This is a genomic window from Amycolatopsis rubida (genome assembly GCF_900115345.1).
GTDB lineage: Bacteria > Actinomycetota > Actinomycetes > Mycobacteriales > Pseudonocardiaceae > Amycolatopsis > Amycolatopsis rubida.
This window is the reverse complement of the sequence record NZ_FOWC01000010.1, coordinates 51,457-63,487: the sequence shown is the minus strand read 5'-3', so window position 1 is coordinate 63,487 and position 12,031 is coordinate 51,457. Positions and strand designations below refer to the sequence as shown.

14 protein-coding genes are annotated in these 12,031 nt (G+C 72.4%); 8 read left to right on the top strand and 6 right to left on the bottom strand.

Annotated features, from left to right (window positions below):
- Nucleotides 1-861: 861 nt before the first annotated feature.
- Nucleotides 862-1,242 (bottom strand): cupin domain-containing protein, encoded by a 381-nt coding sequence (locus BM362_RS31715; RefSeq protein ID WP_093575639.1) that lies wholly within the window; start codon nt 1,240-1,242, stop codon nt 862-864.
- Nucleotides 1,243-1,248: 6 nt separating this feature from the next.
- Here BM362_RS31715 and BM362_RS47790 point away from each other — a divergent pair, with 6 nt between their 5' ends.
- Complete coding sequence (locus BM362_RS47790; RefSeq protein WP_167545524.1) at nt 1,249-1,392, top strand: hypothetical protein; 144 nt, start codon at nt 1,249-1,251, stop codon at nt 1,390-1,392.
- A 315-nt stretch (nt 1,393-1,707) separates the two neighbouring features.
- Complete coding sequence (locus BM362_RS31710) at nt 1,708-2,928, top strand: methyltransferase domain-containing protein (RefSeq protein ID WP_093575638.1); 1,221 nt, start codon at nt 1,708-1,710, stop codon at nt 2,926-2,928.
- Between the two features lie 127 nt (nt 2,929-3,055).
- Here the strand turns inward: BM362_RS31710 and BM362_RS47785 are convergent, their stop codons facing one another.
- Nucleotides 3,056-3,313: a hypothetical protein gene (locus BM362_RS47785; protein WP_167545523.1), complete on the bottom strand. Its 258-nt coding sequence runs from the start codon at nt 3,311-3,313 to the stop codon at nt 3,056-3,058.
- Between the two features lie 79 nt (nt 3,314-3,392).
- Here BM362_RS47785 and BM362_RS31705 point away from each other — a divergent pair, with 79 nt between their 5' ends.
- The gene (locus BM362_RS31705) at nt 3,393-3,974 is read left to right on the top strand and encodes an AAA family ATPase (RefSeq protein ID WP_167545522.1); all 582 of its coding nucleotides are present in this window, start codon (nt 3,393-3,395) and stop codon (nt 3,972-3,974) included.
- 11 nt (nt 3,975-3,985) lie between these two features.
- Here the strand turns inward: BM362_RS31705 and BM362_RS31700 are convergent, their stop codons facing one another.
- From BM362_RS31700 to BM362_RS31690, 3 genes are all read right to left on the bottom strand, one after another.
- The gene (locus tag BM362_RS31700) at nt 3,986-4,903 is read right to left on the bottom strand and encodes a hypothetical protein (RefSeq protein ID WP_093575636.1); all 918 of its coding nucleotides are present in this window, start codon (nt 4,901-4,903) and stop codon (nt 3,986-3,988) included.
- Entirely contained in the window at nt 4,903-5,349 is a 447-nt protein-coding gene (locus tag BM362_RS31695; RefSeq protein WP_093575635.1) for a hypothetical protein, read from the bottom strand. The genes BM362_RS31700 and BM362_RS31695 overlap by 1 nt, the downstream gene beginning before the upstream one ends.
- Before the next feature lie 211 nt (nt 5,350-5,560).
- Nucleotides 5,561-6,022 (bottom strand): hypothetical protein, encoded by a 462-nt coding sequence (locus BM362_RS31690; RefSeq protein WP_143132535.1) that lies wholly within the window; start codon nt 6,020-6,022, stop codon nt 5,561-5,563.
- Between the two features lie 718 nt (nt 6,023-6,740).
- Between BM362_RS31690 and BM362_RS50085 the strand changes: the two genes are divergently transcribed.
- The gene (locus tag BM362_RS50085; RefSeq protein WP_280142757.1) at nt 6,741-6,872 is read left to right on the top strand and encodes a hypothetical protein; all 132 of its coding nucleotides are present in this window, start codon (nt 6,741-6,743) and stop codon (nt 6,870-6,872) included.
- Entirely contained in the window at nt 6,869-7,711 is an 843-nt protein-coding gene (locus BM362_RS31685; protein WP_143132534.1) for a hypothetical protein, read from the top strand. The genes BM362_RS50085 and BM362_RS31685 overlap by 4 nt, the downstream gene beginning before the upstream one ends.
- 181 nt (nt 7,712-7,892) lie before the next feature.
- Here the strand turns inward: BM362_RS31685 and BM362_RS49455 are convergent, their stop codons facing one another.
- Nucleotides 7,893-8,105, bottom strand: a complete 213-nt coding sequence (locus BM362_RS49455) for a GNAT family N-acetyltransferase (RefSeq protein WP_342029826.1) — start codon at nt 8,103-8,105, stop codon at nt 7,893-7,895.
- A gap of 247 nt (nt 8,106-8,352) precedes the next feature.
- Between BM362_RS49455 and BM362_RS31675 the strand changes: the two genes are divergently transcribed.
- The 3 genes from BM362_RS31675 (at nt 8,353) to BM362_RS31665 (ending at nt 12,008) form a co-directional block, all read left to right on the top strand.
- Nucleotides 8,353-9,609: a helix-turn-helix domain-containing protein gene (locus tag BM362_RS31675; RefSeq protein ID WP_093575631.1), complete on the top strand. Its 1,257-nt coding sequence runs from the start codon at nt 8,353-8,355 to the stop codon at nt 9,607-9,609.
- Nucleotides 9,610-10,071: 462 nt separating this feature from the next.
- The gene (locus BM362_RS31670) at nt 10,072-10,671 is read left to right on the top strand and encodes a bifunctional DNA primase/polymerase (protein ID WP_167545521.1); all 600 of its coding nucleotides are present in this window, start codon (nt 10,072-10,074) and stop codon (nt 10,669-10,671) included.
- Nucleotides 10,668-12,008, top strand: coding sequence for a lanthionine synthetase LanC family protein (locus BM362_RS31665; RefSeq protein ID WP_093575629.1), 1,341 nt, complete (start codon nt 10,668-10,670; stop codon nt 12,006-12,008). The genes BM362_RS31670 and BM362_RS31665 overlap by 4 nt, the downstream gene beginning before the upstream one ends.
- Nucleotides 12,009-12,031 lie beyond the last annotated feature (23 nt).

The window sequence follows — 12,031 nt, the reverse complement described above, 5'->3', positions numbered from 1 at the left end:
GACCGGCCGCCCGCGCGGATAGCCCGGTCAGCCGCATCGACTTCGTGCCGAGAGAGTTCGGTGCCGACCGGGCGCCAGTCGGAGTTGAGGTGATCCCGCGCGTCGCCCAGCGACGTTCGGGCCGTGGTCAGACTCGCGCGGGTGCGGGCCAGGATGTCGTTCCAGGTCGGCAAGTTCTGCTCGTTCACGTCGCGGGACTCCGTTCGTCGGCGAGGGCGTGTTGCCCAACGGTCGCCGTGGGTTGGTCGTGGTCGCATGCGCAGCACGGTGGAGGGGTGTTCGCCTTTCTTCCTGCCTCGGGGAATGACCATTTGCCCCCGACCAGATCTTCCGACGACCGCTCACGGCGCACGACCGCAACCGTGGAGCGAGCACCCCGCCGGGCCAGCAGTCAGCCGCCGTTCCCCGGCTCGGGTCAGCGCCCTCGCGGGACCGGCCACTCGGCCGGCGGCGGCAGCCTGCGGTCGCGCAGCATCCGGGACTCCTCCGCGCACTCGCAGTCGAAGCAGATCAACACATCCCTGGCCCGGCCGCGTTCGGGCCCCGGGCAGGCGGTTCCGGCGCGGAGGACGGCGACGCGCGGAAATGTCGGCGGCCTCGTCCGCAAACGAGTACCGGATCCCGCCCGCGCGCTGGCCGACGCTCGTGCACGACGAGGGTGACCGCGGCACCGGACCTGCGGACCTCCCGGTCCGGGGCGACTGGTTCTCCGGCTCGGGGCGGGGCAGCGCGCGGAGGGCGAGCACCGTGGTCCTGCGAGGGCAACCACGCGGAACCGGCTGTGTGCGCAGCGGAGAGCGGCATGCGCGCCCGCCCCGGGCCGGGCGAGGCGGCGAGCAAGGTCGGCGGCGCCGGGCCCGGCTATTCGGCCCAGAGGATGTCGATCGGCCCGGAGGACACCAGCAGGAACTCGGCGCCGACGTCGGCGTCGGCTTCCTCGGGCCCGTACTCGTGTCCTGCGGAGACGCCGCGGACGCTGCCGGCCGCGAACCAGCCCTCGTCGCCGAACCGGATCCTGCCCTTCGTGACGTGGTAGACGGTGTCGTGCGGGTGGGCGTGGGCCGGTGCGCTGAATCCCGGGGGAAACCGGGCAAGGAACACGTTCGCGGCGAGAATCTTGACCTGCGCCGCGTTCTCGCCGCTGGGCAGATGCGGGTCCTCGTAGGCCGTCCACTCCATTTCGCCGGGCACCGCGGACCACACGGCGGGCCCGGTGCCGGCAGCGGAATCGGAATTGCTCATTCGTCGATGGTCTCCTTCGGCGTCGCCGCGAGAGTGCTCCGGAACGGCCTGGTCGGCGGTTCCCTGTCGAAAGCCCGGGCCGGGAGCGCGTGGGTGCCCGGCCCGGTTTTCGCCCGGGTGCTGCACGACGCGCGCAAGGCGTGTCCATGATGCCGCTGGCATACCGCCTCAAGCGTGCCCGACACGCCGTCGCATGCCGACGGCACAGCCGCCGCTCGCGGCTACAGGTGTAGTGCAAGCACCGGGGCAGGATAGCTCGGTTGGATCTTGTGCTCTGCGGCCCGCGGTGCGCAGGGCGGAGGGGATGGCAACGCGAAAGCAGACCAGGAGGGGCGGCGGCGCGGGCAAGCACGAGAACAAGTCGCAGGATGATGGGCAGGGCACCTACGACCCGACGTCGACGAAGTCGGCGCGGAGGAGTCCGGCGGCGGTAAGCACGACAAGGACGACAAGGGCGACGACTAAATGACGGTTGAGGCCGCGACGCCGGCGCGGCGGGCGCTGTTCGCCGAGGTCGACCTGGCCGCGTTCATCCCGGACGCCATCTGGGTCGACATCCCGGACGATCCCGGCTACCGCGAGGTGTCCAGGCGGCGCGACCGCGCGGCGTGGGACGCGGCGGTCGCGGCGAACGCGCCCGTCGTCACGCAGATCAACCTCGGCGAGCCGCACCGCCCCGGCGGGGACAACTTTCCCACGTCCTCCTCCCGCCAGCCCAGCATCGTCGCGGACATGCTCACCGCGCTGGGCCCGCGACCCGGCGACGCGGTGCTGGAGGTCGGCACCGGCACCGGCTGGAACGCTGCCCTGCTGGAACATCGGGTCGGCCCGGCCGGGCGGGTCACCACGATCGAGGTCGACCCCGGGATCGCCGACACCGCACGCGCGGCGCTGGCCGCGGCCGGGTTCGCCGCCCACGTGGTCACCGGAGACAGCGAAGCCGGGTGGCCGGCCGCCGCGCCGTACGACGGGATGATGTCGACTGCCTCGGTGCGGGAGACCGTGCCGCCCGCCTGGCTGGCCCAGCTGCGCCCCGGCGGGCGGCTGGCGACCCCGTGGAGCACCGACTACGCCAAGGGCGCCCTGCTCACCCTCGACCTCGGCGAGAACGGTGTCGCGACCGGCCGGTTCTCCACCTGCCTGTCGTTCATGCGGCTGCGCTCGCACCGGCGCGGGCTGTTCGGCTGGGAACCCGACCAGGACGCGCTCGCCGACGCCGCGGTCACCACCACCGAGTGCCGCGACGTCGACCTGGACCGGATGCTCGGCCCCGCTCGCGGCAACCTCGTGATCGGCGCCCGGCTGCGCGAGGTGTCCCTGGTGTTCGACCGCGATGCCCGCGGCCCCGGCCACCATCTGGTCGAGCTGGACGACCTCGCCACGAAGTCCTTCGCCCGCCTCGACTGGCCGACCGGCAGTGCCGAGCCGTTCACCGTCTCCCAGCTCGGACCCCGTCGGCTGTGGGACGAGGCCGAAGCCGCCTACGACTGGTGGTACGAGCACGGCCAGCCCGGCCCCGACCGGCTCGGCCTGGCCATTGCCCCGGATCACTGCTCGGGCCACCCGGTCCGGTGCTGGACGGGTTGCGGCGTGAGGCGAAGGATCGGGACGTGGCCGCGAGTTGGCGGCCGTGCACGGAGACCAGGAATGACTTCGAGCGCAGGCACGACTTTCCTTCACAGGTAAGGGTTTCTATCGTTGACGCGGGTGGCAGGCGGGCGAGGACGTCATGCCGCACGCGTACTCGGTGCGTCGCCGCAGCCGACGCGGCGGCGTCCCGAACCTCGTCCGGCTGTCGGAGCTCGTTCGCGGACTACGTCGCTGGGACGCAGCGGGAAGAGCGTCGTGCGGCGCAGACGATCGCCGAGCAGGCCGCGCAGGGTCCGGCCACCGCGGGCGGGAGGAGGCGTGCACGACGCCAGTCTCGGTAGCCCAGATCCCAGGCGATGTCGCGGTCGATCGTCTCCGGCCGCCAGTCCCGCGCCCGGAGCCCGCGCTCCGCCAGCGTCGTCCGCCGGTCCGCGGTCTCGCGCCGCGGGCCGCAGTCGATCGCCGCGGTTCCGTGTCCCACTGCGCCCTCTCCCCTGTTCGTCGCCCGGTTCGCCGGGCATGTTCGTGCCGTGCCGGGCCCGGGCAGTACGGTCCACGCCATGGTTGATCGATCCGCGCCCCGTTCCGGTCCGCGCGGAGAGGTTCCGGAAACGCTGGTCCGCGACATCATCGCGCACGGCCCGTGCGTGGTGATGACGGTCGGGGCCCCCGGCTCCGGGAAGTCGACGCTCGCGGCCGCGCTCGCGCACCGGCTCGATGACGCCGCGGTGCTGTCCTACGCCGCCCACCGCGAGGAGGTGTCGGGCGATCCCGCCGACCCGGCCGCGAACCCGCCGGCCGGGGCGCTGTTGCGGGCGCGGCTGGCCGACCGGTGCGCCGCCGGGCGGACGACCATCCTGGACGGCACCCACCACATCGGCCGCACCCGCCGCCGGGTGCTCGACATCGCCGCCGCCGCCGGGCTGCCCGCGGTCGCCGTCGTGCTGTCCACCCCCCTGCTGACCTGCCTCGACCGCCAGCTCGACCGGCCCCCGCCCCCGCCAGGGCGCCAGCACGGCCTCCGGGTCCCGGACCAGGAGGTCCGGCACGTGCACGCCGAGCTCCAGGATGCTGTGCCCGGCCTCGCGGACGAGGGGTTCCGCGTGCTCGTCCTCGCCCCGACCGCCACCACGCGCGGATAGCCGCGCGAACCCTAGCCGCGCGACCGGGACATCAGGTTCGGGCCGAACAAGTCGTGGACGACCGCGGGCAGCTCGGCCAGGGCCGCGAAGCTCGCGACCTCCGACGCCGGCGAGCGGAACCTCCCGGCGCATTCGCCGGCGTCGTCGTAGGTCAGGAACGCGGGGCCGAGCCAGCCGGAGATCCCCGGGGCCGGCCACGGCAGCGCGGGCCGGGCGGCGGCCCGCAGCACGGCCAGGGACACGCGCAGGCTCCGCTCCGGACGGGACAGGTACGAACGGATGCAGACCTGGGCGAACCGGGTCGTCTCGGCCATGCCGGGAATGTGCACGAGATGCGCCGAGCCCGCCCCGGTGACCAGCAGCTCGTAGTCGAGCGCTTCGACGCAGCCGTGCACGCGGACGCTCTCGGCGACCCACGACCCGCCCGGCTGCCACAGCGTCGTCGCGTTGACCTCGGCCAGCAGGCCGTCCTCAGGGTGCACCCACAGCTGCATGCGGTGCCGTTCGTCCAGCGGCGCATCCTGGACGAGCCCGAACCCCTCGGCCGCGAGCACCTCGGCCAGCCGCGCCGCTCGACCCGAGGTCACGTCGCCCAACTCGGCCAGCTCGCCGTCCGCCGACCAGAACGACGTGACCAGCGGCAGCCAGTCCAGCAGATCCTCGCGCAGCTCGCCCGTCACCACGTACCGCGCGGTCGACTCCGGCGGGACCGGGAAGTCCGGGCCTGCCGCCCCGTACACCAGCATCGCGGTCTCGTGCCGCTCCAGCCGTTCCCGTTCGGCCCGCCGCTTCTCCCTGCTCGGGAACCCGCCCGGCCGCGCCGGCACCTGCTCCGGATGCTCGGCCCGCCACTGCCGGCTGACCGCCATCAGCTCGCGCAGCCGGCGGATCGCCGCCTCGCCCCGCTCCGCCGCCGCGTCCGTGCCCATCAGCGCGTACTGGCCTGCTGCGATGCCCAGTAGTCGGCGTCGAGGGCGACCGGCGCGTAATCGGCCTGGTCGATCGCGATCCACACCGGCGCCGCGTCGCGCAGCAGCGGCTCGTCGGCCGTGGCGGCGGCGATCCTTGCGGCGGCCTCGTCCCGGCTGGCCCAGGGCCGCCGGGGGACGCCGGTTTCGATCCGCCCGTCGTACCGCCGCCGGACCCGCCACCCGCCCGGCCACCAGCCGGCGGGTTCGCCAGGCGCGCAGGCATGCCAGGCCTCGACCGCCTCGACCCAGGCCTGCCGCCGGCCGTCGAGCCAGCCGACGTCGGTGAGGTCGGCCGAATCGCCAAGCTGGGCGAACTCCCGCTGCGCGCGGTCGTAGTCGGCCCGCGCACGCTGAACCCGCTGCTTCGCGGCCGCGGCGGTCTTTTCCGGCGAAAGCACGTTCATGACCCCGGATTCTTCCAGGCCGCGCAACAGCAGCGCGGGGCGATCGGCTACGTGCGACGCCCGACGATCTCGTCACTCAGCCAGCAGCCCCATCCGGCGTTTCAGCCGGGCAGATCGCATATTCAACTGCCCGAGTTCATCAAGCTGGTGACTCACTGTAATCAAGAAGAGTGCTCGCCAGGCGTGCGCGCCACGGCGCGCGCCCGCCGGGTCAGGGGCGCTTGCCGAAGGTAGGACGCCGTCCGGCCCAGGCTTCGGCGAGAACGCGCCAGAGCTTGCTGCTGTGCAGCAGGTTGCCGCGGGCCGGCCAGTGCGGGCAGGACTGCCCCGCGGCGAGGGCGAACGGGGCTGCGGCGCGGCAGTGCGCGGCGATCGTCTCGACCGCGGCGTCGGCGGCCGTCCCGGAGAACGCGGGGGTGTTCTCGTCTCGTCCGGGCAGCGCGATCCGCTGCGTCCGGTCGGCCGCGGCCGCGAGGTGCCAGGCGAGGTTGTGCTCCACGGCGGACGCGTTGACCTGGCGGGGTTTCCACCGCCGGTCGGCCGCCGCAGCGAGTCCGCAGACCCGTGCGGCGACCAGGCCGTCCGCGAGCAGGGCCAGCGCTTGCTCGGTGTCGGCGGGGTCCGCCTCGGCCAACCCCGCCGTCAACGCCCGCATATCGTCTACGACAGACACCCCGGCATTCTGCCCGGTGCCGGTAACGGCCCGTTACCGCCCCCGGCCAGCCGGAAAGCCCGGTCAGGCACCGTCGGCGGCGATCCGGGCCCGGGGGCTGCGGGTGTTCACGCGACGCCGCCGTCCTCCGGCTAGCGGCTCAGCCCGCGACGCCCCATGCCGCGCGCAGCCCGCCGCAGTCGGCGAGCCAGCCGCAGACGGGCACCCTGCAGGCCCTCGCCTGGGTCGCGAAAAGCAGGCGCGGCCGTTGCCCTAGCGGCCTGTCCGGGCCTGCCTCGCGGATGTCGCTCCCGGGCCGGCACGATGGTCAGGAGAGCCCGTCAGCTTGCGATCGGGAGAAACTCGCGAGTGCGGAGCGGAGTGCCCCGGCAACCGGATCATGAGGCCTCGGTCCTTGAGGAACAGCTGCGTGCTGCGCTGAGAACCGCTGCGGCTGGCGGCGAGGCGGCCGCAGCCCGGCGGGCTTCCGCCTGAGCGCCTCGGCGACTCTCGGTGGCTGTGGTCGTCCTACACGGTCTTCGCCTGCGGGGGCCGTTCCGGCCGCCGGTTCTGCTCGGCACCTCTCGGCACAGCGGTTGGACAGCGTGTGCCGGCATCGTCAGTCCGCTGCTCGGCTCGCACGGCGAAAACGCGTCGTGGCCGCGACGCACTCCTGCGCGGTTGCCAGTCCGTTGTTCGCGTCGCATTTGCGCAGTTCCCGCGCATCACGTGGGGTGGCGTGGTTGCGTCCGTGAATCTGTCCGGGGCCGGTACGCTCCTGGCCGTGACCGCCACTTCCGGCATCGGCGAGGCGTCGGTCCGGCATTCCCAAAGCAAGGTGGACGAAGTGAAGAAGCGGTACTACGAATGACAAAGCCCAAGTTGCTGGTGCTGGCCGCCGTAGTAGCCATAGCCGCCGCCGCGGGAATCACCGCGGCGGCGTTGTCCTCTCCGGACACCCAGCCAGCGAAACCCTGCGACATCCCCAATTCTGTGCAGGAGCACCCGGTATCCGCGAAGACCGCACCAGGTGGCGGCGGAATCGAGGTAGCGGAAAAAGGCATCTCGTCGACAGGTTTGGCCAGCATGGGCGCGATCTTGCGCAACACCAGCAACCAGATCGCCTACCGGACAAAGGCGAGACTCGACGTCTCCCTGGTCCTGGACGGCGTCGAGCAGGGATTCGACGGCCCCCAGCTGACGATGGAAATTCCCGCGATCCTGCCCGGCCAGCAGGTAGGCCTAGGCAGACCGCTCATGGCTCTTAACGCCAACGACAAGATCGCCTCAGCCGACGTCGACATCCAAACCACGACCTGGCTGCCGCCCGGAGCCCTGGGTTCCTTCGCCCCGCCAGCAGCAACCTACGAGTCCACCGACCGAGCCTCCGTCTCACCGCCAGCAGACGCCGTCCGCTACAAGGAAACCTCACCCAACTGCCGAGCCCTGGCCAATCGCCGCACCGCAGTAATCTTCCGCGACGCAACCGGTGCCATCACCGGCGGCGACCTGGTCCCCCCAGACGGAAAAGGCAACCCGCCCGGCACCCCGCAACAACCCCCGGGCAGCGCCTCCTGCTCCCCCGGAACCCGCACCACCTGGATAGTCCCGCTGCAACACATCCCGCCGGAAACAGCGGACCCCCGCACCACCCTCTACCCCTACTGCGACCTGACCGCCCCCCGCCCAGACCCCAACGACACCTTCTGACTCCAACCGCACCAGCGATCCGGCCCGGCTGATGATCTCGCGACCGGGGTCGTCCCCGCCGACGGTGCCGGCGATGCGGTCGGCGGCGGCCGGAGCCTCGTCACCGGCCGAACGGACAGGCTCAGCGATGCGATGGTCGAGACCACCCGTCGGAAAGCGCCGAGTCCGGGACGGAATCGCGTCAATCGCCGTTCGTGAACACGTGATCCCGCAGAACGCCTTCCCGGGCGAACCCCAGGCGCTCGACGATCTTCTGCGACGCCGAGATGTCGGGGTCGATGGCCGCGGTGACCCGGTCGATGGCCGCGGTGACCCGGTGGAGGCCCAACGGCCCGAACGCGAGTGCGGTCCGCACCGCGTCGGTCGCGTAGCCCTTGCCCCAGCTGCCGATCATTGGCACGGCTTCTGTCGCAGGACGGCGGTTCGGTAGCGGAAGCGCGGCTGCCCTGTGCGGCGCAAAGGACTTCCGAGCGTGCGCCGGGCGCGAACGCGGGCAGCGCACCGATCCCGCCGTCCCCTGGCGGCACCGGGTTGCCTCGCGGCTCGTGGACCGGGATGTCGGTACAATCGCAGGGAGCCCGCCAGAACGCCTCCGCGAAGCAGAGGGGATCCATGGGGCTTGGTTTTCGGAGGGATGCCGCATGCCTGAGTCCAACCTTCTCGGCGAACGGCTCCGGAAACTGCGCGAGTGGCGTGAACTGGACCTTCGCACCACTGCGGATCTTGCCGGGATTTCCTTCGGCTACCTCGGGCAGATCGAACGCGGCGACAAGCCAGTCAACTCGCGGCATCTGCTCGAACGGTTCGCAAGAGCGCTGTGGGTCTCGCCAGCGGATTTGACGGACCAGCCGTGGGAACCCGCGGACCCCATCAGCAACGAGGCGCGCACGGCGCTGCTCAAGGTCGAGATAGCGCTTGAAGAGCACGAACTCGGCCACGATCCCGGCGTCGCCGTTCGGCCGTGGCCGGAGATAGCCGAGGACGTGCGGAAGCTGCTCGATCTGATGCACGTCCAGTCCGACTACCTCGGCCAGGCGACGATGCTGCCGGATCTGCTGGCCGAACTGCACGCCGCGCACTGCCGCGATTCCGGTCACCGAGCCGAGATCCTGCGCGCGCTGATCCGCGCCTACACGTCGGCGACCTGGACGACGAAACGCCTCAACGGCCGGGGCCTGCCGGCCATCGCGGCCGGGCACGCCCAGGACGTGGCCGAGAAGCTCGGCGAACCGGCATGGACCGGATTCGCGGCGTGGCTGCGGGGGGACGCTACCGGGCAGTTGAGCCGACCGAAGCAGTACGACAAAAGCGTCGAGGCCGCCGATGCCCTTGTCGGCCACCTCGACGACCAGGACGCGCTCCAGATCTACGGGATGCTCCACCTGTCGGCCGCGTTGGCCAAAGCGGCGCAGGAGTCGCGAACCGATGCCGAGACTCATCTCGACGAAGCACAGGCTGCGGCCGACCGGCTGGACGTCGAGGTGGGACGCTTCGCGCACCTCTGGTTCGGCCGTCCCAACGTGGGCATCTGGCGGGCGAGCCTCGGCGCCGAATTCGGCGACGGCCCGAAAGTCGCCGAGATCGCGCGCACGGTCCGTGCAGACTTGATCCCCTCGCCGAGCCGCAGAGCGGAATTCTGGGCGGACGTCGGGCGGTCGCTTCTGGACGTCCAACACTCGGCCTCCCGCGACCGAAAAGTGGACGCGGCGCGTCGCGACCGGGGAATCGCGGCGCTGTTCACGGCGGAGAAACTGGCTCCCCAGCGGATCCGTCACGACCCGCTCGTCCGCGAAACCGTTTCCGCGGAACTGCACCGTGCCCGGCGGAGCCCCGACGGACGCGATCTCCGCAATCTCCGGGGCATGGCATGGCGCATGGGGTTGCATCCGATCGGGTGATGATCGCCCTTTGTGTACTTCTAGTACACAAAGTCTGACCAGTTGCTTCTACTGTCCGCCCGCATGACAGATCTGGCGGACTGCCGTGTGCCGCGCGACCTCGCTGGGCGCCCCGTCCGCGGCAGCTACAGGCGTGCGGCCGGGACGGTTCTTTCCTCGTCAGGTCGCCCGGCGCGCCGACCCGGCATTCCGCGGGAACGCCCACCCAGACAGCCCGGTAGCCGAACAGATTCCCCCCGACGTCTGTCCGGCCACCGGGTGAGACCAATCGACCGGCGGAACGGCTCTCGCGGACGGTGACGGAGACGCCGCCCGGCCGGGAACAGCCTTCCGCACCACATGAACCGCAGGCGCGCGGCGGGACCCGCATCCGGCCCGTGCCGCCCGGCCGAGCCGTGCAGCCGCTGCGCCGCAGAGCAGCGCGGCGCGCGGACCGGTCCCTACCGGAGAGGAACCCCCGCGATGGCTTCAATCGCGTATGCCCACCCGCCGACCTGTTCGCCGGTGAGCGGCGGCGCCGGGCCGCGAGCGCTGCGCGAAGCCGCCGAGCGCTACGCCGCGCGGGGCTGGCGGGTGCTTCCCGGCCCGGTGAGCGACGGGATCGCCACGCGGCACCCAGTCACGTTCAAACCGCTCCGCTCCTGGGAAGCGGCGGCGGACGTGTCCGCCGCGACCGCCGAACCTCGCCGCATCCGGGAATGGTGGTCGCGGCACGCGCACACGATTCTCGCGCAGACCGGACGGCAGTTCGACGTCCTGCGCACGCCGACCCTCCTCGGCTGGCAGGCGATGGCCGCGTTCGGCGGAGGCCATCCGCTGGGCCCGGTGGCGACGTCCCCCCAGGGCGTCTTCTTCTTCGTCAAGGCCGGAAGCTCCTTGAAGCGCGAACTGGGCAACGTGGCCGGCGTCGAACTCGTGCAGGCGGGGACTCTCGTAGCGCTTCCGCCGAGCCGCGCGGTCTCGGGCGCGGTCTCGTGGCGCATCCAGCCTGAGGACATCGAGGATCTGGGCGACTGCGACGAGATCCAGGACAAGCTCGCAGAACTGGCGGCGGACCGGTGAAAGGCCTCGGCTGCCCGGGTCCCGGTCGGGAGAGAAACACTCCCCCGCACCCGCTGACGCTGCTGGACGCCGACAGTCCGCTGACCACGGCGATGTACGTGGCGGTCCGGGCCGGTCAAACCCGCGGATTCCCCGAATCCCTGCCCGCTGCGCTGGACGCGCTTCCGCCCGTGTCGTTGTTCGACGTCCCGGGAGCCGGAGAAACGGGGTTCTGCGGCGCGGCCGCGCTCGCCTCGGTGCTGCGGATCGCGTCGATCAACGCCCCGCACCTCGCCGAGGCGTACCGGCATCGGCTCGCCGCGGCCGACGCCCGGCTCGACGGGATCGTGCACACCCGCCTGGACGCCGCCCGCCGCCGCCTGCACGACGGGGCCAGGCCGGCGCGGGCGGAGTTCTCGCTGCGGCAAGGACTGTCAGGGCTGGGCATGTGCCTGCTGCAACGGCCCGGCCCGGACCCGCTGTTGCCCGCCGTGCTGGAGTACCTCGTCGACCTGGTCGTGAACTTCGGCGACACGGAACGCCCGGGCTGGTGGGTGGACGACAGCCCGCACCCCGACCTGCGCGAGCGGGAGGAATGGCGGCACGGGCACGCCGACCTCACCCTGCCCGACGGCAGCGGCGGGATCCTGGCGCTGCTGTCATTGGCCTGGCGCGCGCGGGTGCGCGTGCCCGCCATGGACACGGCGATCCGCACCCTGGCCGAGTGGTACCGGCGGCATCTGCGCGCCGACGAGATCGGCAACCCCTGGTGGCCCGACGTCGTCGGCGACCCGGATCCCGCCGCGGAACCGGACGCGGGGGTGCGGAGACCGAGCCAGCTCGTGCCCGGCTGGTGCGGAGGGCTGGGCATCGACCGCAGCGTGCAGCTGGCCGGGATGGCGCTCGGCGACGCCGGACTGCGGGAGACCGCCGTCGCCGCCGCGGGCGCCGCCTTGCACTGGGACGCCGACGAAATCCGCCAGGGCGGACTGTGCCACGGTCCGCAGGGAGCGCAGTGGCTCGCGCTGCGCATGGCCGCCGACGAAAGCGACGACGCCGCTTGTTCGCTGAGGTCGGCCGCCGGAGTGCTGCGCTCGGTCGTTCGCCCGCACGCCGCGCGCACGGCCTCCGGCGGCGGGTTCCTCGACGGAGCCCTCGGCGTGCTCGTCTCCCAGTCTCCGAACGAGACGTCCGTCGACCTGCCGAGCGCCGACGCCGCCCAGTGGGACTGCGTGCTGGGTCTCACCGCGATCCGGGTCTCCTCCCGCACCGAGTCCTCCCGGCGTCCCTTCGGGCAAAGCCCGCAGGCTCCTCCTTCGCGCACGGATGCGAGCACACGCGCCGCGCCGTCCGGGTGAGGCCGTCCGCCGACCGGCCTGCC